The 22,883-nt window shown below is 70.5% G+C and carries 18 protein-coding genes; 4 read left to right on the top strand and 14 right to left on the bottom strand.

The features are described 5' to 3' along the window. Positions 1–120: 120 nt before the first annotated feature. The 6 genes from IF45_RS0112435 to acnA all read right to left on the bottom strand — a co-directional run bounded on the left by IF45_RS0112435 (position 121) and on the right by acnA (position 9,351). Positions 121–1,206, bottom strand: a complete 1,086-nt coding sequence (locus IF45_RS0112435; RefSeq protein ID WP_030307386.1) for a substrate-binding domain-containing protein — start codon at positions 1,204–1,206, stop codon at positions 121–123. Positions 1,207–1,327: 121 nt separating this feature from the next. Further along, entirely contained in the window at positions 1,328–2,527 is a 1,200-nt protein-coding gene (locus tag IF45_RS0112430; protein WP_030307384.1) for an ROK family transcriptional regulator, read from the bottom strand. A 233-nt stretch (positions 2,528–2,760) separates the two neighbouring features. Continuing rightward, positions 2,761–3,702, bottom strand: coding sequence for a carbohydrate ABC transporter permease (locus tag IF45_RS0112425; protein WP_003951567.1), 942 nt, complete (start codon positions 3,700–3,702; stop codon positions 2,761–2,763). A 1-nt stretch (position 3,703) separates the two neighbouring features. Beyond that, positions 3,704–4,627: a carbohydrate ABC transporter permease gene (locus IF45_RS0112420; RefSeq protein ID WP_003951566.1), complete on the bottom strand. Its 924-nt coding sequence runs from the start codon at positions 4,625–4,627 to the stop codon at positions 3,704–3,706. Between the two features lie 85 nt (positions 4,628–4,712). Further along, positions 4,713–6,140, bottom strand: coding sequence for an N-acetylglucosamine/diacetylchitobiose ABC transporter substrate-binding protein (ngcE, locus tag IF45_RS0112415; RefSeq protein ID WP_008406826.1), 1,428 nt, complete (start codon positions 6,138–6,140; stop codon positions 4,713–4,715). Positions 6,141–6,618: 478 nt separating this feature from the next. Continuing rightward, positions 6,619–9,351: an aconitate hydratase AcnA gene (acnA, locus tag IF45_RS0112410; RefSeq protein WP_003951564.1), complete on the bottom strand. Its 2,733-nt coding sequence runs from the start codon at positions 9,349–9,351 to the stop codon at positions 6,619–6,621. Between the two features lie 299 nt (positions 9,352–9,650). Here acnA and IF45_RS33120 point away from each other — a divergent pair, with 299 nt between their 5' ends. Then, positions 9,651–9,809, top strand: coding sequence for a hypothetical protein (locus IF45_RS33120; RefSeq protein ID WP_157846482.1), 159 nt, complete (start codon positions 9,651–9,653; stop codon positions 9,807–9,809). Here IF45_RS33120 and IF45_RS0112400 read toward each other — a convergent pair. Next, a complete protein-coding gene (locus tag IF45_RS0112400; protein ID WP_030307382.1) occupies positions 9,754–10,986 on the bottom strand; it encodes an MFS transporter in 1,233 nt (410 codons plus the stop codon). The two genes, IF45_RS33120 and IF45_RS0112400, sit on opposite strands and share 56 nt — an antisense overlap. 176 nt (positions 10,987–11,162) lie before the next feature. Here IF45_RS0112400 and IF45_RS0112395 point away from each other — a divergent pair, with 176 nt between their 5' ends. Next, a complete protein-coding gene (locus IF45_RS0112395; protein WP_030307380.1) occupies positions 11,163–11,669 on the top strand; it encodes a CGNR zinc finger domain-containing protein in 507 nt (168 codons plus the stop codon). 71 nt (positions 11,670–11,740) lie between these two features. Then, on the top strand, positions 11,741–12,436 hold the full coding sequence (locus IF45_RS0112390) for a DUF5701 family protein (RefSeq protein WP_030307378.1): 696 nt from the start codon (positions 11,741–11,743) through the stop codon (positions 12,434–12,436). An 11-nt stretch (positions 12,437–12,447) separates the two neighbouring features. Here the strand turns inward: IF45_RS0112390 and IF45_RS0112385 are convergent, their stop codons facing one another. Further along, positions 12,448–13,020 carry an HXXEE domain-containing protein gene (locus IF45_RS0112385; RefSeq protein WP_037637927.1) on the bottom strand — a complete coding sequence of 191 codons (573 nt, stop codon included), beginning with the start codon at positions 13,018–13,020 and terminating at the stop codon, positions 12,448–12,450. Positions 13,021–13,168: 148 nt separating this feature from the next. Here IF45_RS0112385 and IF45_RS0112380 point away from each other — a divergent pair, with 148 nt between their 5' ends. After that, a complete protein-coding gene (locus IF45_RS0112380; protein WP_018469489.1) occupies positions 13,169–14,698 on the top strand; it encodes a helix-turn-helix domain-containing protein in 1,530 nt (509 codons plus the stop codon). 101 nt (positions 14,699–14,799) lie between these two features. On the opposite strand, the gene cas6e is transcribed toward IF45_RS0112380, so the two are convergent. The 6 genes from cas6e to IF45_RS0112350 all read right to left on the bottom strand — a co-directional run bounded on the left by cas6e (position 14,800) and on the right by IF45_RS0112350 (position 22,584). Continuing rightward, positions 14,800–15,465, bottom strand: coding sequence for a type I-E CRISPR-associated protein Cas6/Cse3/CasE (gene cas6e / locus IF45_RS0112375; protein ID WP_030307375.1), 666 nt, complete (start codon positions 15,463–15,465; stop codon positions 14,800–14,802). Beyond that, positions 15,462–16,286 (bottom strand): type I-E CRISPR-associated protein Cas5/CasD, encoded by an 825-nt coding sequence (gene cas5e / locus IF45_RS0112370; RefSeq protein ID WP_030307373.1) that lies wholly within the window; start codon positions 16,284–16,286, stop codon positions 15,462–15,464. The genes cas6e and cas5e overlap by 4 nt, the downstream gene beginning before the upstream one ends. Then, positions 16,283–17,458 carry a type I-E CRISPR-associated protein Cas7/Cse4/CasC gene (cas7e, locus tag IF45_RS0112365; RefSeq protein WP_030307371.1) on the bottom strand — a complete coding sequence of 392 codons (1,176 nt, stop codon included), beginning with the start codon at positions 17,456–17,458 and terminating at the stop codon, positions 16,283–16,285. The genes cas5e and cas7e overlap by 4 nt, the downstream gene beginning before the upstream one ends. Positions 17,459–17,483: 25 nt before the next feature. Next, positions 17,484–18,149 carry a type I-E CRISPR-associated protein Cse2/CasB gene (gene casB, locus IF45_RS0112360; RefSeq protein ID WP_078842870.1) on the bottom strand — a complete coding sequence of 222 codons (666 nt, stop codon included), beginning with the start codon at positions 18,147–18,149 and terminating at the stop codon, positions 17,484–17,486. A gap of 28 nt (positions 18,150–18,177) precedes the next feature. Then, positions 18,178–19,788, bottom strand: coding sequence for a type I-E CRISPR-associated protein Cse1/CasA (gene casA, locus IF45_RS0112355; RefSeq protein ID WP_030307368.1), 1,611 nt, complete (start codon positions 19,786–19,788; stop codon positions 18,178–18,180). Positions 19,789–19,851: 63 nt separating this feature from the next. After that, positions 19,852–22,584 carry a CRISPR-associated endonuclease Cas3'' gene (locus tag IF45_RS0112350; protein WP_030307367.1) on the bottom strand — a complete coding sequence of 911 codons (2,733 nt, stop codon included), beginning with the start codon at positions 22,582–22,584 and terminating at the stop codon, positions 19,852–19,854. Positions 22,585–22,883: the final 299 nt, after the last annotated feature.

The following is a 22,883-nucleotide window of genomic DNA, read 5'->3' as shown; positions in this document are numbered from 1 at the left end:
CCGTGCTCCGGGCTGCGGGGCCTGGACATGGGAGCGGCGGGGCGCCGTACGGGTCTTCGGACCGGGGCGGAGGCCCGAGGAGGGTGGGCCGCCGCCCCGGCGTTCCGGGGCGGAGGGCTGCTACTCGATGCCCGCGTCCGCGCAGGCCTTCTTGAACTCGCCCTTGCAGATCTCGCTCACCTTGTAGAGCTCGTCCTTGATGACCGTGTCCTTGATGTTGTCCTCGGTCACCACGAAGGCGTCGACCAGGGCGGCCGGGATGCCCTTGGTCGAGGGGCTGTCGATCTTGGTGTTGGCGAGGTCGTCGATGGACTTGCCCTGGAGCAGCCGGACGGCTATCTCGGCGGTGGGCTCGGCCTCCGGCTTGTACGGCTTGTAGATGGTGAAGCTCTGGGTGCCCTTCAGGATGCGCTGGATGCCCGCGAGTTCGGCGTCCTGGCCACCCACCGGGATGTCCTTGACCTTGGCGGAGTCCAGGGCGGCGATGATGCCGCCGGCCATGCCGTCGTTGGCGGAGTAGACCGCGTCGAAGCCGTCCTTGCCGAGCGAGGTGATGGCGGCGCCCATCTTCTGGCCCGCGATCTCGGCGCTCCACTCACCGGTCTGCTCGTAGACGACCTCCTTGACCTGCTTGTCCAGGACGGAGTGGGCGCCCTTCTTGAACATGGCGGCGTTGGGGTCCGACTCCTTGCCGTTGATCATCACGACGCGGGCGTCGGCGGCCTTGTCGCCCAGCGCCTGGACGATGCCCTCGCCCTGGAGCTTGCCGATCTTCTCGTTGTCGAACGAGACGTAGGCGGCGACGTTGCCCTCGGCGAGGCGGTCGTACGCGACGACCTTCACGCCCTTCTTCTCGGCGCCGTCGACCCAGGACTTGGTGGCGCCGGAGTCGACGGCGTCCAGGATGATCACCTTGACGCCGGACGAGACCAGGTCGTCGAACTGCTGCTTCTGCGTCGACACGTTCTCGGCGGCGTTCTTGTAGTTGATCTTGCAGTCGTCGCAGAGTTCCTGGACCTTCGCCTTGATCAGCGGGTAGTCGAAGGCCTCGTAGCGGGTGGTGCGGCTCTCGGGCAGGAGCAGGCCGATGGTCTTGTTGTCGGCCTTGTCCTCCTTGCCGCTTCCTGCCTCACCGCACGCGGCGAGGGACATCGCCATGGTGAGAGCGGTGGCGGCGGTCGCGGCCCTGCGCAGCTGGGTGTTCATCTGTCCAACCTCCCTGACATGGCCGCGCCGATGCGACCGAGGTGGCTGGAAGTCAACTCGGCCCACAGAGCGGCGTCAAGGAGTAAATCCTTAACGAGATGACAACGGTGCCATACGTTCTCTAAATGAAGGCAGGAGTAGGCTGCGGAGCCGCCCCGTCCAGAAGGGTCGAATCGCCCATCTCGCGCAGCGCCAGGGCGAGCGCGCCCAGCACCTCGGCCCTGCCCCCCAGCGACCCCGGCACCAGTTCCAGCTGGCGGGCGGCGCTCGGGATGGCGTAACGGCCCACCGAGGCGCGGATCGGGCCCAGCACCAGTTCACCGGCCTCGGCCAGGTCGCCGCCGAGCACCACCCGGCTCGGGTTGAGCAGGTTGCACAGGCTCGCCACCCCGCTGCCGATGTACCGGCCGACATCGGCGACGACCCGGCGGCAGCCGGGGTCGCCCTCCTTCGCCAGGGCGACGACCTTCTCCATGGACAGCCCGGTGCCGTGGGTCGGCTCCAGCAGCGGCAGCACGTACCGGGCGGCGGTGAAGGTCTCCAGGCAGCCGCGGTTGCCGCAGCGGCAGACCGGGCCGGACTCGTCGAGGGTGATGTGGCCGATCTCGCCGGCCGTGCCGCCGGGGCCGCGGTAGATCTGCCCGTCGATGACGAGGCCGGCGCCCACTCCCCCGGCGACCTTGATGTACGCGAGGTCGCGCACGCCGCGCCCGCTCCCCCAGACCAGTTCGCCGAGGGCGCCGAGGTTGGCGTCGTTGTCGACGGCGACGGGCACGCCGATCCGCTCGCCGAGGGCGAAGGCGGGCTGGGTGCCGGACCAGCCGGGCAGTATCGAGGTGGAGCCGAGCATGCCGGAGGCGACGTCGATGGGGCCCGGCACGCCGAGGCCCACCCCGGCGACCTTGGCGCGGTCCACGCCGGTGGCGTCGAGGAGGCGGCCGACCAGCAGTTCGGCGCGGTCGAAGCCCTGCTCGGCGGAGGCGTCCACGTCGAGCGGCTCGGCCTCCTCGGCGAGGATCTGGTGGGCGAGGTTGCCGACGGCGACGCGCAGGTGGGTGTGGCCGAAGTCGACGCCGATGACGATGCCGGCGTCCCCGCTCAGCGAGACGCTGCGGGCGCGCCGGCCGCCGGCCGAGGTGGGGGTCACCTCGACGGTGCCGCTCTCCTTCAACTCCCGGACGATGTTGGAGACGGTGGCCGCGGAGAGGCCGGTGGTCCGGGCGATCTCCGCCTGGGTCAGCGACCCGGAGAGCCGCACGGCCCGCACCACCCGCTCCAGATTGGCCCTGTGCAGCGACGACTGCGACCCCGGTGTCTCCATCGGCCTATCCACTCCTGCCCGGTGCCGGGCGGCCCCGCGGCCGCCCGCCGGCCGACCAGCCCCGGCGGAGCGGTCCGCACTGTGTACAAGTTCTGAAACTCAAGCACAGCTTGCGGCGCGGAATCCGTCAAGGGCTCGACACGGACGGGGAGAAGGGGCGGGCGCACGGGCACGGGCCCGCCCCCGGAAGTTCCCGGGGGCGGGCCCGTGAGGCCGCGGGAGGTGGCGCGCCGCTACTTCAGCGCACCGGCGGTGAGCCCGGCGACCACCTGCCGCTGGAAGACGATGTACGCGCCGAGCACCGGCAGCATCGCCATCACCAGCCCGGCGAAGAGGCCGGACCAGTCGCCCTTGTACCCCTGGCTGACGGCGAGCTGGACCAGGCCCTGGGAGAGGACCTTGCGGTCGGGGTCGGTGTTGAGCACGGTCGGCAGCAGGTACTGGTTCCACTGGCCGAGGAAGTTGAAGATGCCCACACTGATCAGCCCCGGCTTGGCCATCGGCAGCATGACCTGGAAGAACGTCCGGCTGTGCGAGGCCCCGTCGATGAGCGCCGCCTCCGCCACCGAGGTCGGCAGGGTGCGGAAGAAGGCGGTCAGGAAGAACACCGTGAACGGCAGCGAGTAGGCGATGTAGACCAGGATCAGGCCGTGCGTGGTGTTGAGCAGCCCCAGGTTGTTCATCACGAAGAAGAGCGGGACCAGTGCCAGGATCACCGGGAAGCTCAGGCCGCCGATGAACAGGAAGTAGAGGAACCGGTTGCCGGGGAAGTCGAACCGCGCCAGCACGTAGGCGGCCATCGAGCCGAGCAACAGGGTGCCGACCAGCGAGCAGGCCACCACGATCACGGTGGTGAGGAAGTACTCGCTCATGTGCGCCTGGGTCCAGGCGCGCGACCAGTTCTCGAAGTGCAGCCGGTCCGGCAGCGACCAGGGCGAGTCGAAGATCGACTTGTCGTCCTTGAACGAGGTCATGACGGCCCACAGCAGCGGCATCGCCACCAGGAACGCCCAGATGACCAGCACGCCGTGGGAGAAGACGTTGAGCGTGCCGCCGGTCTTGGACTGCCCCTCGGAGGAGGGCGGCGGGGTGGCGGGCGCCGGGCGCTGGGCCGGGAGACCGGGGCCGCCCGGCCCGTCGCTCTTCCGCAGGAGGTCGGGATCGGTGGTCTTCATCTCAGAACTCCAGCCGTTCACGCCGGCCGACCCGCGACACCAGGGCCGCGAAGGCCAGGGTGACGATCAGCAGGGCGACGCCGATGGTGGTCGCGTAGGCCGCCTGGCCGCCCACGAACGCCTTCTGGTAGACGAGCAGCGGCAGGACGGTGGTGGAATCGGCCGGTCCGCCCGGGCCCACGGTCATGATGTGGACGATGGCGAAGGACTCCGCGCCGAGGGCGAGGATGCCCATGTAGATCCAGCCGGACTGCACGGTGTCCCAGAGCAGCGGCAGGGTGATGCGGAAGAAGGTGGTGAAGCGCCCGGCCCCGTCGAGCAGCGCGGCCTCGTAGTAGTCCTTGGGGATGGAGGCCATCCCGGCGGAGAAGAGGACCACGAAGAAGCCGGTGGTGGACCAGACGATGACCGCCATGACGCACCAGAGGGCGAGCTTCGGGTCGCCGAGCCAGTTGCTCTGCAGGCCGTCCAGCCCCAGGATGCCGAGCGCCGAGTTGAGGGCGCCGCTGTTGGGGTTGTAGGCGAAGCGGAAGAGCAGGGCGACGATGGCGATCGACAGCACCTGCGGGAAGAAGTAGACGATCTTGTAGAAGGACGAGCCGCGGACGCCCGCGATGGCCGCGCCCTTCCGGCGCCGCCCGCCGACATTGATCATGAAGGCGAAGAAGAGGGCGAGTCCGAGCGTCACCACGGGCAGCAGCAGCACGAAGGTCACGCTGTGCTGGAGCGCCTTCCAGAAGGTGCCGTCGCCGAACATCCGCGTGTAGTTGTCGAACCCGACCAGGGAGAACTCCGGGCTGAGCCCGGTCCAGTCCGTGAACGAGTAGAAGATGGACTGGACGAACGGCCAGATGACGAAGAGTGCGTAGATCGTCAGAGGGACGATCAGGAAGCCCGCGATGAAGCGGTATTTGCCGTGCTGCATGTGATGTCGACCCCGAATCCCCGGCGGGTGCCGCCGCGCTGCCGCGGTCGCGGGCCCGCAAGCGGCGGGCCCGCGACCGCCTGTCTCACTTGTGCCGGTAGTGCTTGATGGAGTCGTCCTTGGCCGCCGCGTCGGCGAACTCCTGGCACTTCTTCATGGCCTCGGCGGGGGTCATGCGGCCCGCCATCATCTCGCCGATCGCGCCAGCGCCGATCCGCTGCTTCTGCAGCTCGACGTACCAGTCCTGCAGGCGCGGGTTGAGGATGTTCTCCCCGGCCTTCTCCAGGGCGGCGACGGCCGACTTGAGGGCGGAGGTCAGCTCCAGGCCGTCGGTGCCGCCGTCGAGGGCGGTCAGCGACTTCACCTTGCCGGTGAAGTTCTTCGAGGAGCTCTCGCTGAGCATGATGCGCAGCTGCTCCATGCCGCCGTCGGGGTTCTTCGCCTTCTTCGGGACGATGAAGGGCTCACCCCCCGAGGCCCACAGGGTGCCGAAGGGCAGCTTGTCGGAGCTGTCCAGGCTGGAGGGGGCGGCGACCTTCATCTCGAAGTCGTCCGGCGTGGTGCCGGCCGCCTCGTTCTCCACCCAGGAGCCGTTGGGCAGGAACAGCGCCTTGCCCTGCGTCCAGGCGGTCTGCGACTCGACGTGGTCGATGCCGGGGGTGCCCTTGAGGACGTACCCCTTCTTGAACAGCTCGTAGTACGCCTCGAAACCGGCCTTGACCGCCGGGTGCTTCCAGGCGTTCGGCTCCAAATTGTCGATGGCGTCCAGGACCTCACGGCCGCCGATCTTCCCGATGAACGGGTAGAGCGAGAAGGGGATGTAGTACGGGTACTTGCCCGCGTACGTCCAGCCCGCGATGCCCTTCTTCTTCGCCTTGGCGCAGAGCGCCAGCATGGCGTCCCAGTCCTCGGGGTACTCCGCGTCGAGCTTGTCGAGCGCGGTCTGCGAGTACCAGACGCCGTAGACGGTGTAGGCGTAGTTGAGGATGTAACAGGCGTCGCCGTCGTACTGGCCCATCTCGATGATGCCGGGCCGCAGGATGTCGCGGACCTTCTTCGAGGGGTCGTCGATCGAGGGGGCGTCGAGCAGCGGGGTGAGGTCGGTCAGCTGGTCCTTGCCGACCAGGACGCCCATGTCCATCTGCTCGGCACCGGAGTTGTCGATGAGGTCCGGCGGGGTGCCGCCGTTGAACCGGGGCTGCAGCTCCGACTGGATCTTCTGCGTCGAGCCGAACTTGACCTTGGCCTTCGGGTACGTCTTCTCGTACACCTTGACCGCGTCCTCGGCGTACTCGACGCCGAAGCCGCCGTCGAACAGGACGAAGTCGAGCGGGGCCGAGGCGTTGACGCCGAGCGGGTTGTCGGTGCTCTTCTCGCCCTTCTCGACCTTGTTGTCGGCCGAGTCGCCACTGGCGCAGGCCGAGAGGAAGCTCATCGTGGGGACGGAGATCAGCCCGATGGCCGCCGACCGCTTGATCAGAGAGCGCCGGTCGATTCCTGAGGTGGAACCCATGCTCAAGTCCTCGCTTTCTCCAGGACTCAGGCGGTGAACCGGAACCTCCCCGGCACCGCTGGTGATGTGAAGCTGGGGTCGTGCTGGATGTGCGACGGTGCTGGGTTCACGGGACGCGAAGGGGGGCCGGGGGAGACACTGTGCTCCCCGGGTCCCCCGGGGCTCCCCCTGACCCGTCCGGCCCGGGGCGAAGACTCCGGGCGGACGCCGACAGGTATAGTCCACTCTTCGCGCGGGCGGCAAGATCGAACACAGTATTGACCGGCACTCTTTCCCGAGTTGAGACCTCCGGCCGGTCGTCGGCTCAACACGCCCCGGCCGTAACGGAGTCGGGCATTCTGGTCAGCGGGACGGGTGGCGCGGGTCCGGCGGCCCGGCAGACGCGACGAGGGCCGCACCCCCGCCGGAGCGGGGGTGCGGCCCTCGGCCGCTGTGCGGCTGACCGCGCGGGTCGCGCCCCGGTGGGGGCGCGGCGCCGCTACTTGCGGATCAGGTTGCGCAGCACGTACTGCATGATGCCGCCGTTGCGGTAGTAGTCGGCCTCGCCGGGGGTGTCGATGCGGACGACCGCGTCGAACTCCACACCGGTGTCGGTGGTGACCTTGACCGTGGACGGGGTGGAGCCGTTGTTCAGCTCGTCGACGCCGCTGAAGGAGAAGGTCTCCTCACCGGTCAGGCCGAGCGTCTGGGCGGAGTGGCCCTCGGGGTACTGGAGCGGGAGGACGCCCATGCCGATGAGGTTGGAGCGGTGGATGCGCTCGTAGGACTCGGCGATGACGGCCTTGACGCCCAGGAGCGCGGTGCCCTTGGCGGCCCAGTCGCGGGACGAGCCGGAGCCGTACTCCTTGCCCGCGAGGACGACCAGCGGGATGCCCTGGTCGATGTAGTTGCGCGAGGCGTCGTAGATGAACGACACCGGCGCGTCGGCGGCCTTCTCGGCCTGGGTGAAGTCGCGGGTGAAGCCGCCCTCGGTGCCCGGCGCGATCTGGTTGCGCAGGCGGATGTTGGCGAAGGTGCCGCGGATCATGACCTCGTGGTTGCCACGGCGCGAGCCGTAGGAGTTGAAGTCGCGGCGCTCGACGCCGTGCTCCGTGAGGTACTTGCCGGCCGGGGTGTCGGCCTTGATGGCACCGGCCGGGGAGATGTGGTCGGTGGTGACCGAGTCGCCGAGCTTGGCGAGGACCCGGGCGCCGGTGATGTTCTCGACCGGGGCCGGCTCCATCTCCATGCCCTCGAAGTACGGGGGCTTGCGGACGTAGGTGGACTCGGTGTCCCACTCGAAGGTGTTGCCGGTGGGGATCGGCAGCGCCTGCCACTGGGCGTCGCCCGCGAAGACGTCCTGGTAGGACTTGTTGAACATGTCCTCGCCGATGGCGTTGGCGACGACGTCGTTGACCTCGGCCTCGGTCGGCCAGATGTCGGAGAGGTGGACGGCGTTGCCGTCCTGGTCCACGCCGAGCGCGTCCTTGGTGATGTCCACCTTCATGGAGCCCGCGATGGCGTACGCGACGACCAGCGGCGGGGAGGCCAGGTAGTTCATCTTGACGTCGGGGTTGATCCGGCCCTCGAAGTTGCGGTTGCCGGAGAGCACCGAGGTGACGGCCAGGTCGTTGTCGTTGACGGCCTTGGAGACCTCGTCCGGCAGCGGGCCGGAGTTGCCGATGCAGGTGGTGCAGCCGTAGCCGACGAGGTTGAAGCCGACCTTGTCGAGGTACGGGGTCAGGCCCGCCTTGTCGAAGTAGTCGGTGACGACCTTCGAGCCCGGGGCGAGGGTGGTCTTGACCCACGGCTTGCGGGTCAGGCCCTTCTCCACGGCCTTCTTGGCGACGAGGGCGGCGGCGACCATCACGTACGGGTTGGACGTGTTGGTGCAGGAGGTGATGGCGGCGACGGTGACGGCACCGTGGTCGATCTCGTAGGTCGAGCCGTCGGGGGCGGTCACGGTGACCGGCTTCGACGGGGTGCCGTTGGAGACCGCCGGGGAGTCGGAGGCCGGGAAGGACTCCTTGCCCGCCTCGTCCACGTCGGCCTCGGAGACGTAGTTGCGCACGTCCTGGCCGAACTGGGTGGCGGCCTCGGCGAGGATGATGCGGTCCTGCGGGCGCTTGGGGCCGGCGATGGAGGGGACGACCGTGGAGAGGTCGAGCTCCAGCTTCTCGGAGAAGTCCGGCTCGGCGGCCGGGTCCAGCCACAGGCCCTGCTCCTTGGCGTACGCCTCGACCAGGTCGACCTGCTGCTTGCTGCGGCCCGTCAGGCGCAGGTAGTTCAGCGTCTCGTCGTCGATCGGGAAGATCGCGGCGGTGGAGCCGAACTCCGGCGACATGTTGCCGATGGTGGCGCGGTTGGCGAGCGAGGTGGCGGCGACGCCCTCGCCGTAGAACTCGACGAACTTGCCGACGACGCCGTGCTTGCGCAGCATCTCGGTGATCGTGAGGACCAGGTCGGTGGCGGTGGTGCCGGGCTTGAGCTCACCGGTCAGCTTGAAGCCGACGACGCGCGGGATGAGCATGGAGACCGGCTGGCCGAGCATGGCGGCCTCGGCCTCGATGCCGCCGACGCCCCAGCCGAGCACACCGAGGCCGTTGACCATGGTGGTGTGCGAGTCGGTGCCGACCAGCGTGTCGGGGTACGCCTGGCCGCCCCGGACCATGACGGTGCGGGCCAGGTGCTCGATGTTGACCTGGTGGACGATGCCGGTGCCCGGGGGGACGACCTTGAACTCGTCGAAGGCGGTCTGGCCCCAGCGCAGGAACTGGTAGCGCTCGCGGTTGCGGCCGTACTCCAGCTCGACGTTCTGCGCGAACGCCTGGTCGGTGCCGAACTTGTCGGCGATGACCGAGTGGTCGATGACCAGTTCGGCGGGGGCCAGCGGGTTGATCTTCGCCGGGTCGCCGCCGAGCTCCTTCACGGCCTCACGCATGGTGGCGAGGTCGACCACACACGGCACACCGGTGAAGTCCTGCATGATCACGCGGGCGGGGGTGAACTGGATCTCCTGGCTGGGCTGGGCCTGCGAGTCCCAGCCGCCGACCGCGCGGATGTGGTCGGCGGTGATGTTCGCGCCGTCCTCCGTGCGGAGCAGGTTCTCCAGCAGCACCTTCAGGCTGTAAGGGAGGCGCGCGGAGCCCTCGACCTTGTCCAGCCGGAAGATCTCGTACGACTCGTCGCCCACGCGCAGCGTGCTGCGGGCGTCGAAGCTGTTCGCCGACACGACAGTCTCCTTCATCAATGTGCGCGTTCTACCGCAATTCTGCCGCCCCGCACTCGCACCAGTCAGCTAAGGTAGGGCTAAGTTAGGTAAGCCTTACCGGCGGCGGTCGCGGTCTCGCCCTGGGTAGATATCTCGATGTCGAGATAACTCTAGTACATGACCGCGTACGAGGCATGCCCCGGGGTTGGTGATGTGCCGCGCCGGGGCGCCTCGCGCTGCCCCGCCCCCGGGTGCGGCGTGAGCGGCGGACGGCCGCGCGGGCACCATGGGGCACGGCCCATGAGACGCCGGAGGCCCTCGTGCCGCATCTGCTCAGACTCCACCGCACCGGGATCGAGCGGATCGCCGCCGAGGATCCATTCGTCGCCCACGGCGTGGCGGGGCACGACGTCACCACCACCCTCACCCCCGGCCGGGTGCATCCGGCAGCCGCCCGCCTCCTCGCCGAGGACGGCTGACCCGCCCCCGCTCCCGCTCCCCGGGGACGGCTCCGGCCAGCAGGTGGAGCGCGGCCGCCACCAACAGGGCGGCCGGGAGCGCGGCGTCGGCCAGCTGACCGGCCAGGGCGGCCCCGGCGGCGTACCCGGTCGTCTTCAGGCTCGCCCCGGTGGTGAAGAGCTGGGCCCGCAACCGGGCGGGCGCCTCCCGGTGGCGCACCGCGAACAGGGCGGTGAGCTGCGGGCCTTCCCCGGCTCCCGCGAGCAGGGCGGCGGCGAGGACCAGGACGGGGTGACAGGCGGCGGCCAGGAGCAGGGCCGCGCCCTGGAGGAACGCCGTCCACCGCAGGAGCGCGTCCGGCGTGGCGCGCAGGGGGTACCGGGCGAGTACGGCGTTGGCGAGGAGCGCGGCGCCGGCGACGACGGCCAGCAGGGCGACCCCCCGGGCGGCGCCCCCGAGCACCCGCTCCCCCAGCGGCACCGCGCAGGCCGTCAGCATCCCCTGGGCGGCACAGGAGAGCACCGAGGTCACGGTGGCACCCCGCAGAGCGGGGTTACGGGCCGTCAGGCGCAGCCCGGCCCGGAGAGCGGCCACGCCGGAGCGGGCGGCGGGGGCGCCGACGCAGGCCCTCCCGGGAGGGCTGCCCGGCAACCGCCAGGCCAGAGGGGCGGCGAGCAGGAGCAGGGCGACGGCGAGTGCGGCGGGGGCCCAAGGGAGCGTCCCGGCGGCGAGCGACGCGGCGAGGGCGGGTCCGGCCAGGCTCGCGAGGTGGAAGGTGGCGGCGTCGCGGGCGGTGGCGGCGGGCAGGCCGCCGGGGGCGGCCACGCGCGGCAGTTGGGCGCTCCAGCCCCCGGCGAGCGCGGGGGCGAAGAGTCCGGCGGCCACCGCGCAGGCCAGCGTCACCGCCGTCGGCGCCCGGCCCGCGACGGCGACAGCCGACCCGAGGCCGAGCGCGTACAGCAGAAGGGCGGCGGCGAGCAGGCGGCCGGGGCGCCGGGCGCGATCGAGCAGAACCCCCACCAGCGGGCCGCCCAGAACCGCCGGGACAGTGAGGGCGGCGAGCAGCAGGGCGCCGGTGGCAGGCGAGCCGGCCACCGCGAACCCGGCCAGCAGCAGCGCCGGGCCCGCCAGCTCGTCCCCGGTCCGGGCCAGAGCACCCCCGGCCAGGAACCACCGCACCGCGTAACGCTTCATCATCCGCCGGACGTTACCGAGGTAACGGAAAACGGCACAAGAAGCGTTACACTCCCCCGATGGCTGCCCCCACCCCTCCCTCAGGCCCTTCCGGCCCCTCGGGCCCCTCGGGTCTCTCGGCTCTCTCCAGTCCCTCCCGAACTCCTGACGACTGGTCCACGCGGCACTCGCTGCGGGCGGTGGCAGAACGCACCGTGGCCCTGGTCAACGCGCTGACCCCCGACCACCCCGACCCGGCCGCCGTCGCCGGGCTGCTGCTCCGCCACGGGGAGCGCGGCCCGCTCACCCTCACCGAGACCGACGTCGCCCCGATGCGGTCGGCGGCACTCCAGCTCCGCGAGGTCCTCGCCGCCAGGGACACGGACACGGCCGCCCACGCCCTCAACCGCCTGCTGGCGCAGGGCACCGGCCCCCTGCGCCTGACCAGCCACGCCGGGACCGCGCCCTGGCACCCGCACCTCGACAGCGACGACGACGCGGCGTGGGGCGAGTGGCTGCTGGCCTCCTCCTGCATGGCGCTGGCGGTGCTGCTCTGGGACCGCCAGCGGCCACCGGGCGCCGTCTGCGCCTCGGTGAGCTGCCAGGACGTCTTCCTCACCCAGGGCGCCGGACCCACCCGCCGCTACTGCTCACGCCGGTGCGCGACGCGGGAACGGGTGGCCGCCCACCGGAAGGCGCGCACCTGAAGGGGAATAACCACGCGGGCACCACCCTTGAACAGGCCGCACACGATTCCGGCACGGGGAGGGAGTCCCAGGTGGGCGAGGTCCAGGCGGGCGGTACGGCGGAGTTCGACGCGGGCGGGGAGTTCGACCGGCAGGTGGCGAGGCTGCTGGAGGCGGGGTACCCGGCGGTGGCCGGAGTACCGGAGGAGGAGTTCGCAGCACGGGTGGCGCCGCTGCGCAAGGTGGTCGTGGACCGGACGGCGGGACTCTCCGCCCCCGAGCCGGAGAACGGCCGGGTGCCGTTCCTGCTCGTGATCTCCCGCGCCCTCGTCCCCGTGGAGGAGGCGGTGGCGCGGACCACGCTCGCCGGGAAGAGCAAGCCCGGCATCGTCGACCGGCACTACAAGCCGGGCGAGCTGGAGCGGTTCACCACCCTGGAGGAACTGCGGCCGCCCGGCGAACCCGCCGCCCACCTGCTGTTCGGCGTGGAGCGCGGGGAGGAGTTCTGCGGCGCGGTCCCCGCCGACGCCATGGCGGAGATCGCAGGACGCGGCCGGACCCCCCTGACGATGGAGGAGGGCCTCGCCCTGGTCACCCAGTACCCGGCGGCCCTCGCCAAGAACAAGTGCTTCTCCCTCGGCGCCACCCGCGCCGGCGACCGACGCGTCCCGGCCCTCTGGATCAGCCAGGACGCCCCGAAACTCGGCTGGTGCTGGGAGGGCAACCCACACACCTGGCTGGGCATGGCCTCGGCGAACGGCGGGAGGGGGGCGCGGGTCGGGTTGTAGAGGCCCGGCCGTCAGGCGCGCACCCGCCCGCCGCTCAGCCGTCGCGCCAGCACATGGGCGCCCGCCGTCACCACCCCGGCGAGCCCCAGGCTGAGCGCCGCGTCCCCGGCCCGGGTGGGGCGCAGGAGTCCGGCGCGGCGTAGGCGGGTGCGGGCCGCCAGGGTGAACGGGAGGACCAGGAGCGGGGTGGTGGCGACGCCGGGGGTGTAGCCGCGTACGAGGGCGGACTGGGCCAGATGGACCAGTCCGTGCAGGCCGAAACCGTCGAGGACGGACTGGTAGACAGCCGAACGGCCGCCCGTGCGGCGTCCCTCGACGGCCGCCGCGCCGACGACGAGGCCGACACCCGCCACCGCGAGGCCGAAGCGGCGTACGTCCAGCTCCGCCATCTCGCGCCAGAGCCGCTCCGGCACCTGGGGGAACCGCTCACGCAACTCGGGCACCCGGGCCGGCCAGTACCGCATCGCCAGCACTTCCTCCACGTCGTGCAGCGCCCAGGCCCCGAGGAGGCCGAGCGTCACCCAGGCCGGCACCTCCTCCTCCCCCGCGCCGTACCGTCCCGTCGTCTCCCCCTGTGTGGTCATGCGGCGGAGTCTGCCAGCCGGTGGACACGGGGGCAGCCGACTGCCCGACTCGCCGTCAGACGCCGTGGCTCCAGGGCCCCGTACGGGCGCCTCACCCGAACGGACCCCCCAACAGGCTGGCATCTCATATCTGAGATAGCCTGCGGGCATGGCAGACGACTATCTGGTACGCATCGGCAAGCTCATCCGTGACGCCCGTCAGCATCGCGGCTGGACACAGGCGCAGCTCGCCGAGGCGCTCGGCACCAGCCAGAGCGCGGTCAACCGCATCGAACGCGGCAACCAAAACATCAGCCTTGAGATGATCGCTCGAATTGGTGAAGCTCTGGACAGTGAGATCGTCTCTCTGGGCTACGCCGGGCCGATGCATCTGCGGGTGGTCGGCGGGCGACGTCTGTCCGGCGCGATCGACGTCAAGACGAGCAAGAACGCCTGTGTCGCGCTGCTCTGCGCCTCGCTGCTGAACCGGGGGCGCACCACACTGCGCCGGGTCGCCCGCATCGAGGAGGTCTACCGCCTGCTGGAGGTGCTCAACTCCATCGGCGTGCGGGCCCGCTGGATCAACGACGGGCACGACCTGGAGATCGTCCCGCCCGCCGACCTGGACATGGCCGGCATGGACCAGACGGCCGCCCGCCGCACCCGCTCCATCATCATGTTCCTCGGCCCGCTGCTGCACCGCATGGACCGCTTCAAGCTGCCGTACGCCGGCGGCTGCGACCTCGGTACGCGCACCATCGAGCCGCACATGATCGCGCTGCGCCGCTTCGGCCTGGCCATCACCGCCACCGAAGGGCTGTACCACGCCGAGGTGGAGACGCCCGAGCCCTCCGACAAGCCGATCGTGCTGACCGAGCGCGGCGACACGGTGACCGAGAACGCGCTGCTGGCCGCCGCCCGCAAGGACGGCGTCACCGTCATCCGCAACGCCTCCTCCAACTACATGGTCCAGGACCTCTGCTTCTTCCTGGAGGCGCTGGGCGTCCGCGTGGAGGGCATCGGCACCACCACGCTGACCGTGCACGGCGTCCCCGTCATCGACGTCGACGTGGACTACTCCCCCTCGGAGGACCCGGTCGAGGCGATGAGCCTGCTGGCCGCCGCCGTGGTCACCGAGTCCGAGCTGACGGTGCGCCGGGTACCGATCGAGTTCCTGGAGATCGAGCTGGCGGTCCTGGAGGAGATGGGCCTGGACCACGACCGCACCCCGGAGTACGCCGCCGACAACGGCCGTACCCGGCTGGTCGACCTGACCGTGCGCCCCTCCAAGCTGGAGGCACCGATCGACAAGATCCACCCCATGCCGTTCCCCGGCCTGAACATCGACAACGTCCCGTTCTTCGCGGCCATCACCGCCGCCGCCTCGGGCCAGACCCTCATCCACGACTGGGTCTACGACAACCGCGCCATCTACCTCACCGACCTCAACCGCCTCGGCGGCCGCCTCCAGCTCCTCGACCCCCACCGCGTCCTGGTGGAGGGCCCGACCCGCTGGCGCGCCGCCGAGATGATGTGCCCGCCCGCCCTGCGCCCCGCCGTCGTCGTCCTCCTCGCCATGATGGCCGCCGAGGGCACCTCGGTCCTGCGCAACGTCTACGTCATCAACCGCGGCTACGAGGACCTGGCCGAACGCCTCAACTCGGTGGGGGCGCAGATCGAGACGTTCCGGGACATCTGAGCGAGGGTGCCGCCGCGCCCCATCTCCCCTTCGGGCCTACCCCTGAGCGGGCCGGGGACGGGGCGCGGCGACACCACCGGGATCGCGTCGAGCGGATGAACTCACCGGGCGGGAGCGACGCTGAGCAGCCCGCAGCCGTATGCCTTGCCCCGGCCGATGCCCGTGGCGAGCTTCTCGCGAAGAAGCTCGGCGTCGAGGACGCGGGCCGATCCGTCGAACTGGGTGCGGGCGTGCCGAATGCGTCGTTCCGCGGCGGGGCCGCTGGTGCGCTGACGGCCACGTACCGCCGGGAGCGGCTCGGCGTTGATGTGCAGCGCTTCCAGTCCGGCCGCGCTCGACTGGCGTTCCCACCATTCCACGGCGGCATTGCCGCTCAGGGCGACGACGGGCGGGAGCCCGTAGGCCTCCCGGGAGGCGGAGCCCGGCTTCCGGACGGGGTTGGCCACACAGCGGTAGTTGACGATCATCCCCTTGTGCAGTTTCGACAGCAGGGTGTCGAGAGAGCGCGTCTCGACACTGCCGTAGTCGCCCGGCAGGCGGGAGGCGTCAGGCTCCGTGTGGCTCTGGAGGAGAATGCGCGGTCCGGACCGGCTCTCCTCGGCCCGGAACAGGACTCCGAACGCGGCCCGGGGCGGGCCTTCGACACCGTCGGGGAACATGAGCAGCATGCGCCGGTGGAGCCGGATTCCCTGGTCGCTGCCGGCGAGGTCCCGTCGGGCCTCCCGGGAACGGGGCGACGGCACGATGCGGGTCAGCCACAGGGTCACCGGGCGCTCCTCTCCGGTGCGACGACGTGCTGGTCGATGTAGTGGCGGAGCCTTTCGAGGTACCTGGTGCCGAAGCCCGCGTACGTGGCATCCGGCAGGCGCACGGCGCGCCGGTACAACGGCCGGGGCTGGTACTGACGGCCCAGCGGCGCGAACGACAGTGGCTCGTCGGCGACTTCGCCGCTGTGGTGATCCCCGTCCTCCCGGTCCGGGGCGTCGGAGACGACGGGGAGCACCCCGAGCGGTCTGTCGCCGTAGAACTCGGTGGGCTGCGGGCCGCCGCGCGGCCTCCTGGCCGCCAGTGGCAGCCGCACCAGGTGGTCCAGCGGATCTTCCACGGTGCCCAGCAGAATCGGGCCCTCCGGCGGGCAGGACCTGCGGCCGAGGAAGAGCGGCCAGTGCGGGTCACGCAGAGCGGCGGCGCACCGGTGGAGCAGCTCCGCGTCGTCGGAGGTGAGGGCGACGGTGAAGACCGCGTCGGCCAGGTACTGGCGCTTGGACACCAGCGTGCCCTTGCCCTCGCCCCTGCGTTTCCCGTCGACGGTGATCACCGTCTCGTCGGCGGGCAGCCCCCCGCCCACGGTGTGGAAGTCGGTCAGTACAACGCCGGGGCGGTCGACTCGTACCGTCATCGACAGTGCCGTGAGGTCGTCCACGGGAGCCTCGCGCTCCCGCCCGAGTCCGGCGGCCAGCATGCCCACGACGCCGGAGCGCGTGGGGAACCGGGCGGTGTCGCGCCACAGGTACTTGCTGTGCGTGCCCCAGGACTGAAGCGGTCCCGCCAGCCGCAACAACAGCCCGGAGGAGTGCTTCCCGGTCACTGCGGTGCCTCGGTGAGCGCCGCGTCGAGGGCCGCGGCGACGAGAGCCGCGAAGGACGGCTGGCGCTCTCCGAGGTGCTCCAGCTTGTCGAACTGGAGGGAGGCGTGTGCCGCGTGCAGGACGCGGCCGGGGCCGAGGAGGGTGTTCGCGGCCTTGGAGTAGGCGTCCAGACCTTCGACGGAGCGCGTGACGTACCCGCCTTGCTCGGCGGACCGGACGGGCTCCTCGAAGGCCGCGGCGAAGGAGAGGGGGCGGTCGGAGCGGACCGCCACGTGTACCAGGTGCGGGAGCGAGTGCGGGGCGGTGGAGTTCTTCTTGGCCTGCGGCAGCGACTCGATGAAGGAGAGCAGGAACTGGCCGGCGAGGTCGCGGGCGGCGCCGACGGCGGTGTCGTTGTCGTCGCTCAGGTTCTTCGTGAGTTCCTGGAGGTCGATGGTGGCGAACCGGTACAGGGTGCCGGTGCTGAACTCCGCGGTGCCCATGTGACCGCTGCCGGTCTCGTCGTCCCTCGTGGCGGTGACGTCGTCGACGGCCGCGAAGTAGTCGAGTTCGACCTCGGTGGCGTGCGTGGTGAAGGCGTGCGCGACCTGGACGGCCCCGTCGACCCCGGCCTGATCGACCTCGGCGAGCATGCGGCCGAAGAGGTTGATGACGCCGTTCCTCCTGAGCAGAACCTTGTCGATCTTCCCCTTCAGAGCACTCTCCGGCTTGCTCTTCCCTTTGCCGGTGAAGTCAGTGGTGAGCGAGTCCTTGTGCGCTTCGGCGATGTCTGCCAGTTCTTCGACGGCGTCCTCGGGGAGGTAGACCAGCGCGTTGGTCAGGACCTTGTTGGTGATGGGCTGCTTGTCCTTCCCCTTCGCCACCTCCCACTTGATGCTGCTCCCCGCCGCTACATGGGCGCCTGCCCGTTCAGCGAGCGCCTGGTCCCACCCACGTCCCCGGAGCACTTCGGCGACCCTCTCGCCGATGCGGCGCGTACGCAGCGCGTTGTCGCCCAGCTCGTTCTGGAAGTGCTCGCGAACCGCCCGCTTCCAGGACTGGCTGGAGATACGGGTACGCAGGGCGTCCCCGTAGAGCATGGTCTTCACCGAGTTGGTGTCGTCCCGGTTCAGGTTCGCGTACGGCACGGGCTGGATGATGTGGATGTCGAGGAAGCGTGGCCTGGGGTCCATCGGGGGTCTCCTGTGGGTGAGAAGGTCAGTCCTGGTCCGCTGCGGCGGTGATCCGGTAGAAGTCCTGCAACCAGCGGCGACTGATCTGCCCCGCGTGAGTGGGCCAGTGGACGAGGTCCGCCAGCAACTGCCCCCAGTCGACAGCGGTGTCGGTGGCGCGCACCTGGTTCACAGCGGAGGGCAGGTGCAGGTGGAGGCCGCGGGGGCTCTGCCTCGTCAGCAGATTGACGCGGCTCTCCGCGGCGCTCAGCCGCATCGAGGTGCCCTTCGCCGTGACGGCTTGTCCGAGGGCGGCGCCGAAGGAGGTGCCGTACGGGGTGCGCTGTGACGCGGTGGCCGCCTCGTCGGTTTCGCCGCTCTCCCCCAGTACCTCCTGCCCCTGTTCGTCGGCGGAGTCCTCGTCGTCCTCCTGGCCGAGGGCGAAGGCGTGCCGGGGCTGGGCCGCGATCAGTGCGGCCACCGTGTAGTGGGCCTGTGCCGTCCTGTCGTCGCACTCCTCCGGCAGGCGCGGCGTCAGCAGCCGGTGCATGACACGGACGCGCGGGTGGTCCAGATCGCGGCGCAGGCCCGCTCGCAGGGCCCCGCGAGCACCGGGGTCCGCGCGGCACAGGCGTTCGATGTCCTGGGCGAAAGCGGCATACGAGGCACGAGGGGTCTGGCGTGTGCTCGCGTCAGGGGCTGGGAATGTCACTGTCCGTCCTCGGGTCGGTGAACGCGGGTCACGACTTCTTGGGCGTCCTGCGGGTCTTCGCCTGCCGCATCGCCTTGCGCGGGTCGCGCAAGGCCGCCAGGATGATCGCCTTCGCCCCCGTGACGGCCTTCACGCCCCGTGGGGTGCGGAGCACGGAGTCGGTCACCGCCTCGTACGCGTCGAGGGCATGCCGCCCGAAGGCCCGGCACGCGGCGTCGAAGTCGAAGGCGGGGTCCACAGCAGCGTCGGAGCGGGACAACTTCCGGAAGGCCGACCAGAATTCGTCCTCCGCCGCCGGCCAGTACCGCGCCGCCACCGCGTCCAGCCAGGCGCCGGGGCTGTTCTTCTTGTCATCCGTGTACGTGAGCCAGGCTTCCTTCGTAGCATGTTCCAGCCGGCCCCCGAAAAGCTCGCCGAGTTCACGGAGCTGGCGCACGGGCAGGTCGGAGCTGACCACGTCTTCCTCCACCCGGGAAAGGAGTACCGGCGTCGTGGAGTCGACGTACTGGTAGTTGGCCGACTGGCTGGTGTCCTGTTCGAATCCGAGCGCCCGCACCCGCAGGTACTCACTGACGTCGAAGGCGTGGTCCATGACCTTCGGCTGGATGGGGCTAGCGTCGTCCAGTTGCTTGAGCAGCAGGGCGTCGACGTCCCGCCAGAGGGAACGGGAGGAGCGTGCCAGCCGGGGGGAGGTCTCTCCGTCCTTGCCGATGTCCCAGATCAGATAGTCGTCCTCCGGCCGGAGCCGCTCGGCGTGGTACGCCCAGGTGATGTAGGCGTCGGCCGCGTGCTCGCCGTCATCGGCGGGGACGAGGTACAGCGCGTGCTGTGAACAGGCGGTCAGTCGTGAGCAGGGGCCCAGCGGCTCGGCCATCGGTGCGAGCGGGTCCGGCACATCCTCCCGCTCCCACGGGCAGAGGTCGGTCTGCCGGCTCACGTCGCCGTCCGGCGGGGTGAGACCTGCCAGCAGGGTCAGGAAGAGGTTGTCGCACTCCGGGTGGTACGACAGGGCGCCACGCAGGGGTGACGCCTTCGCGTAGTGGTGGCTCACCTGGCCGACGGCCCGCCGGGAGAGGCCACCGGGAGATCCCCAGTAGTGCCAGGTCAGCAGCGACAGCGCGGCCTGCGACACGGTGGGGAGTACGAGCTTGTCGTCCCCCCGGTGCCCGAACCAGGAGTGGTTGTTGCCCGCCGACCGGCTCATGGCCAGCTTGTGCAGCCCGGCAGTCTGGTTCCGGTCGCACTGGTCGGGGAGGCGAGGGTCCTGGAGCCAGGGGCGCTCGCTGTCGAAGAGGTCGAAACGGTGGGCCCACCGGTCGAAGTAGCCGGCGATGCCGGCCTTGCGGCCGTCGGGGAGTTCGAAGCTCTCCGCACAGAAACCCCGCTCAAGGACTTCCTCCCGCCGGTCCCCCCAGCTCCCGGGGCCGGCCTCGTCCAGGGCTGTGATCCGGGCGGTGAGCGCGTACAGCACGCGCAGAAGGGCCGAGTGCGTCGGGGCTTCCGGGATCAGCAAAGTGCGAATCTCCCGGGCACGCAGGAAAAGGCTTCTGAGGCTCACTTGCGGTGGGCCGGACTTCTCCTCCAGCCATGCCACCGGAATCCATGGCTGGTCGATCAGATCGGACGCGCGCTCGGCCACGTCCCTCCCCCCGTGGTCGGACGTCCCCGAATGGTAGACGGACGTCCGGGGCGGTGCGGGAGTTTATGGCAGCTGATCGATTATCAGGCCATCTTCAGTCATGCAGAATCGGTACTCCGAGCTGAAGTGGACCCATTCACCGCCCTCTTCTGTCATGTTCAGCCGGATGACGTTTTTGAGGGCGGCCATGTTGCGCCATGTCTCGTTGGCATCCCCCTCCACGGTCTCGGCGACTCGCTTCGGGACGGGAATCAGGTGGGGGACGAGTTGGCCCGGCTTCGGCCTCTTCTTCTTGCCGGGCTGATCGAGTTTCTGCCCCGGGACGCCATACTCCAGATAACGCGGTGACGTGCGCTTCTCGTCCGTTCCGGGGTACAGGCAGACGACATGAGCCAGCTCCTCACCGAGCACGGAGGAAAGCAGCTCGGGCTCCAGGCCTGGGTGATCGCGGCTCAGCAGGGCGAGGTCACCGTCGAGTTCCCGGGGCCCCGGCACCGCGAGCCAACGGGCCGTACCGCTCGCTCTGCGTTCACGCACCACGCGCCGATTGTCGAGTTGCCGGAGCTCACGCGCCGCAGTCCCCCCGAGCCTGTCGGCGAACTCGTCGGCGTACACCTCGTCGAGCAACTCGGCGAGGTCTCCGGGCAGAGCGATCGCCCTGCCGGCCCCCAGGAGGATGGCGGTGCGTCTCACCAGCGCGGGGTCGTCCAGTACCGACGCGGCGTCCGCCCGGAGCACCACCAGCCTCGACCGGTCACGCCCGCTCTGCGGGGCCCGGGCCAAGAGGTTGGCGAGGGGTGCGGGGCCGGACACGACGAGGTCGGCAGGCAGGCCCCGGGAGTGTTCCAGCATCGGCGTCGTCACCAGGACGGAGGGCCCACAGCCCCCGCCCTCAGCGGCGAAGGCACGCCGACAGGCCGCGAGACGCCGCCACCGGTCCTTGTTGCGCATCTGCTCGTGGATCAGGATCACCTGGGCCCCGGGCAGATCCTCGCTGAGCCGGCGGAACGTACGGACGGCCTCGGCGGGCGTCGGCCGGTAGACAGCCGCCCTGCCCTCGCCGGCCGCGACCATCGGCGCCAGAGCCGCCCGGATCTCGGCGTACGGCGTCCCGTCGACGACGGTGATGCTGAGCGTGCTGTCCCGGCAGGACCCGGCAGGCTGCTGGGGCAGGTGCGCCTTTCCGGAGCCGGCGTCCACGAACGACCACGCGGGCAACCGGCGGGGCTGCTCCACCGGCTCGCTGCCTCCTCCCGCGCCCCGCCGGTAGGCAGCCAGCATCGCGTCCACCGACCGGTCCGCCGCCGTCGCGGCCAGGACCACGGGAATCCGCAGCGCGGCGGCCCACTCCAGGAAGCGGAGCATGAACTGGTGTCCCCAGGCACCCCGGGCGTGGGCTTCGTCCACCACGACGACCTTGCTGGAGAGCGCGAAGAGCCTCATCACGTTGAACTTCACCGGCAGGACGGCCTGGAGGAGTTCGTCCACCGTCCCCGTGCCGAGCGCGGCCAGGAGCGCGCGGTGATGGGAGTTGAGCCAGCTGTTCGCCGACGCGACCCACTCTTCACCAGGCTCCGCGTTGATCTCGTCGGTCATCTGGGCATGTGCCCACCCGGCGGCGGCTTCCGCCGGCTTCAGCCGGGAGGAGCTGTGGAGCAGCAGCGAGCGCCAGGGGCCGGTCAGTGCCCGCTCGGCGAAATCGTTCACCTGCGCCATGTGCGTGTCTGCCGCCGACCCGGTCGGCAGCGCGTAGAAGAGGCCCCGGGCGTTCGCCGCGTGCCCGAGCACCGCCGCCGCGCGAAGGATCGCCTCCGTACGCTCCTCCGACGGTGCGGCCGTCACGACGACCATGCCCGGCCCCTGTTCGGCCATCAGGTCGGGCACCTGCCGGGCCATGCTCGCCAGAAGACCGGATTCCATACCCGGAGCTGGGGCCGGGGGCTGTGCGAAGCCCGTCCCGAGGAGGTCCGTCTGCCGCAGCAGGCCGGGAGCCGCCGCCCGGGCGACCTGCCAGTACGCGTCCAGGTCCTCGGGTGTGCCGGCCCATCCCTCTTCCCTGAGCCGGGCCCGGATTCCCTCTTCGACACTGGCCAGCCAGTCGGACAAGGTCACCACTCCGGTCAGCACGACAGCGGCTTCCGGTGTCATCCGGCCTTGCGGAACCGACGTCGCCCCGACCACTCGGCGCACCTCGTCGAAATGGACCCGGCGCTGCTCCTCCCAGCTGCCGGCACCCAGCCCGGGGTGACGCGCCAGGGGGCACCGCGCGTCCTTCTCGTGGACCACCGGGTGGAAACGCCCGCCGTGCCCCCCGAGCAGCTGGGCCACCGCGTGGCTGAGCTGCGACTGCGGACGCCGCCGCGACGACGGATAGCCGATCTCCTGGAAGGCCCCCGCGAGCCACCAGTGGGCCGCCGCTTCGTGCGACTGTCCGTCCCGCGCGGCCTGGTCCCCGAATGCGTACCCCGGCTCGACGCTCAGCTCGTGGGCCCGCGGTGTCTTCCCGCTGTCCCCGCGCCTCGGTCCGTTCTCGTGCAGTTGAAAGGGCACACGAATCTTCCCGATGTCATGCAACCCGGCCCAGAATGCCGCAATCGCTCGCGCCTGCTCGTTCGTGACGTGCAGTGCCGCCGCCACGATGTTTCGCTGGTGCTCGGTCAGCAGTTCGTCCCAGACGACCTCGGCGACGGCCGCCGTGTCGAGCAGGTGACAGACCAGAGGATGCGCGTGATCCCCACCGTGGGCGTCCTTGCCGAGCCCGGCCCCCTTGCCCCAGATTCGGGAATCCAGAGGCATGGCGCTCCTTGTCACTGGCGGGTGCGGGCGGGCTCGGTAAAACGGGCGGAGGTGAATTCGGTCAACCGCGGCCAGACCAATTTTGCTATCGCTTAGAGTACTTACCGCTGCACGCCTCTCTGGGAGGTGCGCGGAATCTCATTGGCTCTCCGGCCGACAGGGCAGGTTGAACCCACGACCCTCGCGAGGGATGTGGCGCGAGAACCTCGCCCCAGAAGGACGCCACGGAGAGACAATGTCGCGATTCCTGCGGAAGTTCGTCCTGCGTCGTGAGGTCCTCGTCGAGGTCTCACGCGTGG

It is taken from the genome of Streptomyces albidoflavus (assembly GCF_000719955.1).
Taxonomy (GTDB): domain Bacteria; phylum Actinomycetota; class Actinomycetes; order Streptomycetales; family Streptomycetaceae; genus Streptomyces; species Streptomyces albidoflavus.
The sequence above is the reverse complement of the archived record's forward strand: the minus strand, read 5'-3'. Positions and strand labels throughout refer to the sequence as shown.

What these genes read in the sequence shown, in the direction of transcription:
- IF45_RS0112385 (WP_037637927.1), bottom strand. Translation starts at nt 13,020, where the DNA reads ATGACCACACAGGGGGAGACGACGGGACGGTACGGCGCGGGGGAGGAG.
- IF45_RS0112430 (WP_030307384.1), bottom strand. Translation starts at nt 2,527, where the DNA reads ATGGAGACACCGGGGTCGCAGTCGTCGCTGCACAGGGCCAATCTGGAG.
- IF45_RS0112435 (WP_030307386.1), bottom strand. Translation starts at nt 1,206, where the DNA reads ATGAACACCCAGCTGCGCAGGGCCGCGACCGCCGCCACCGCTCTCACC.
- IF45_RS0112420 (WP_003951566.1), bottom strand. Translation starts at nt 4,627, where the DNA reads ATGCAGCACGGCAAATACCGCTTCATCGCGGGCTTCCTGATCGTCCCT.
- cas7e (WP_030307371.1), bottom strand. Translation starts at nt 17,458, where the DNA reads ATGGACCCCAGGCCACGCTTCCTCGACATCCACATCATCCAGCCCGTG.
- ngcE (WP_008406826.1), bottom strand. Translation starts at nt 6,140, where the DNA reads ATGGGTTCCACCTCAGGAATCGACCGGCGCTCTCTGATCAAGCGGTCG.
- IF45_RS0112400 (WP_030307382.1), bottom strand. Translation starts at nt 10,986, where the DNA reads ATGATGAAGCGTTACGCGGTGCGGTGGTTCCTGGCCGGGGGTGCTCTG.
- IF45_RS0112425 (WP_003951567.1), bottom strand. Translation starts at nt 3,702, where the DNA reads ATGAAGACCACCGATCCCGACCTCCTGCGGAAGAGCGACGGGCCGGGC.
- IF45_RS0112380 (WP_018469489.1), top strand. Translation starts at nt 13,169, where the DNA reads ATGGCAGACGACTATCTGGTACGCATCGGCAAGCTCATCCGTGACGCC.
- IF45_RS0112350 (WP_030307367.1), bottom strand. Translation starts at nt 22,584, where the DNA reads ATGCCTCTGGATTCCCGAATCTGGGGCAAGGGGGCCGGGCTCGGCAAG.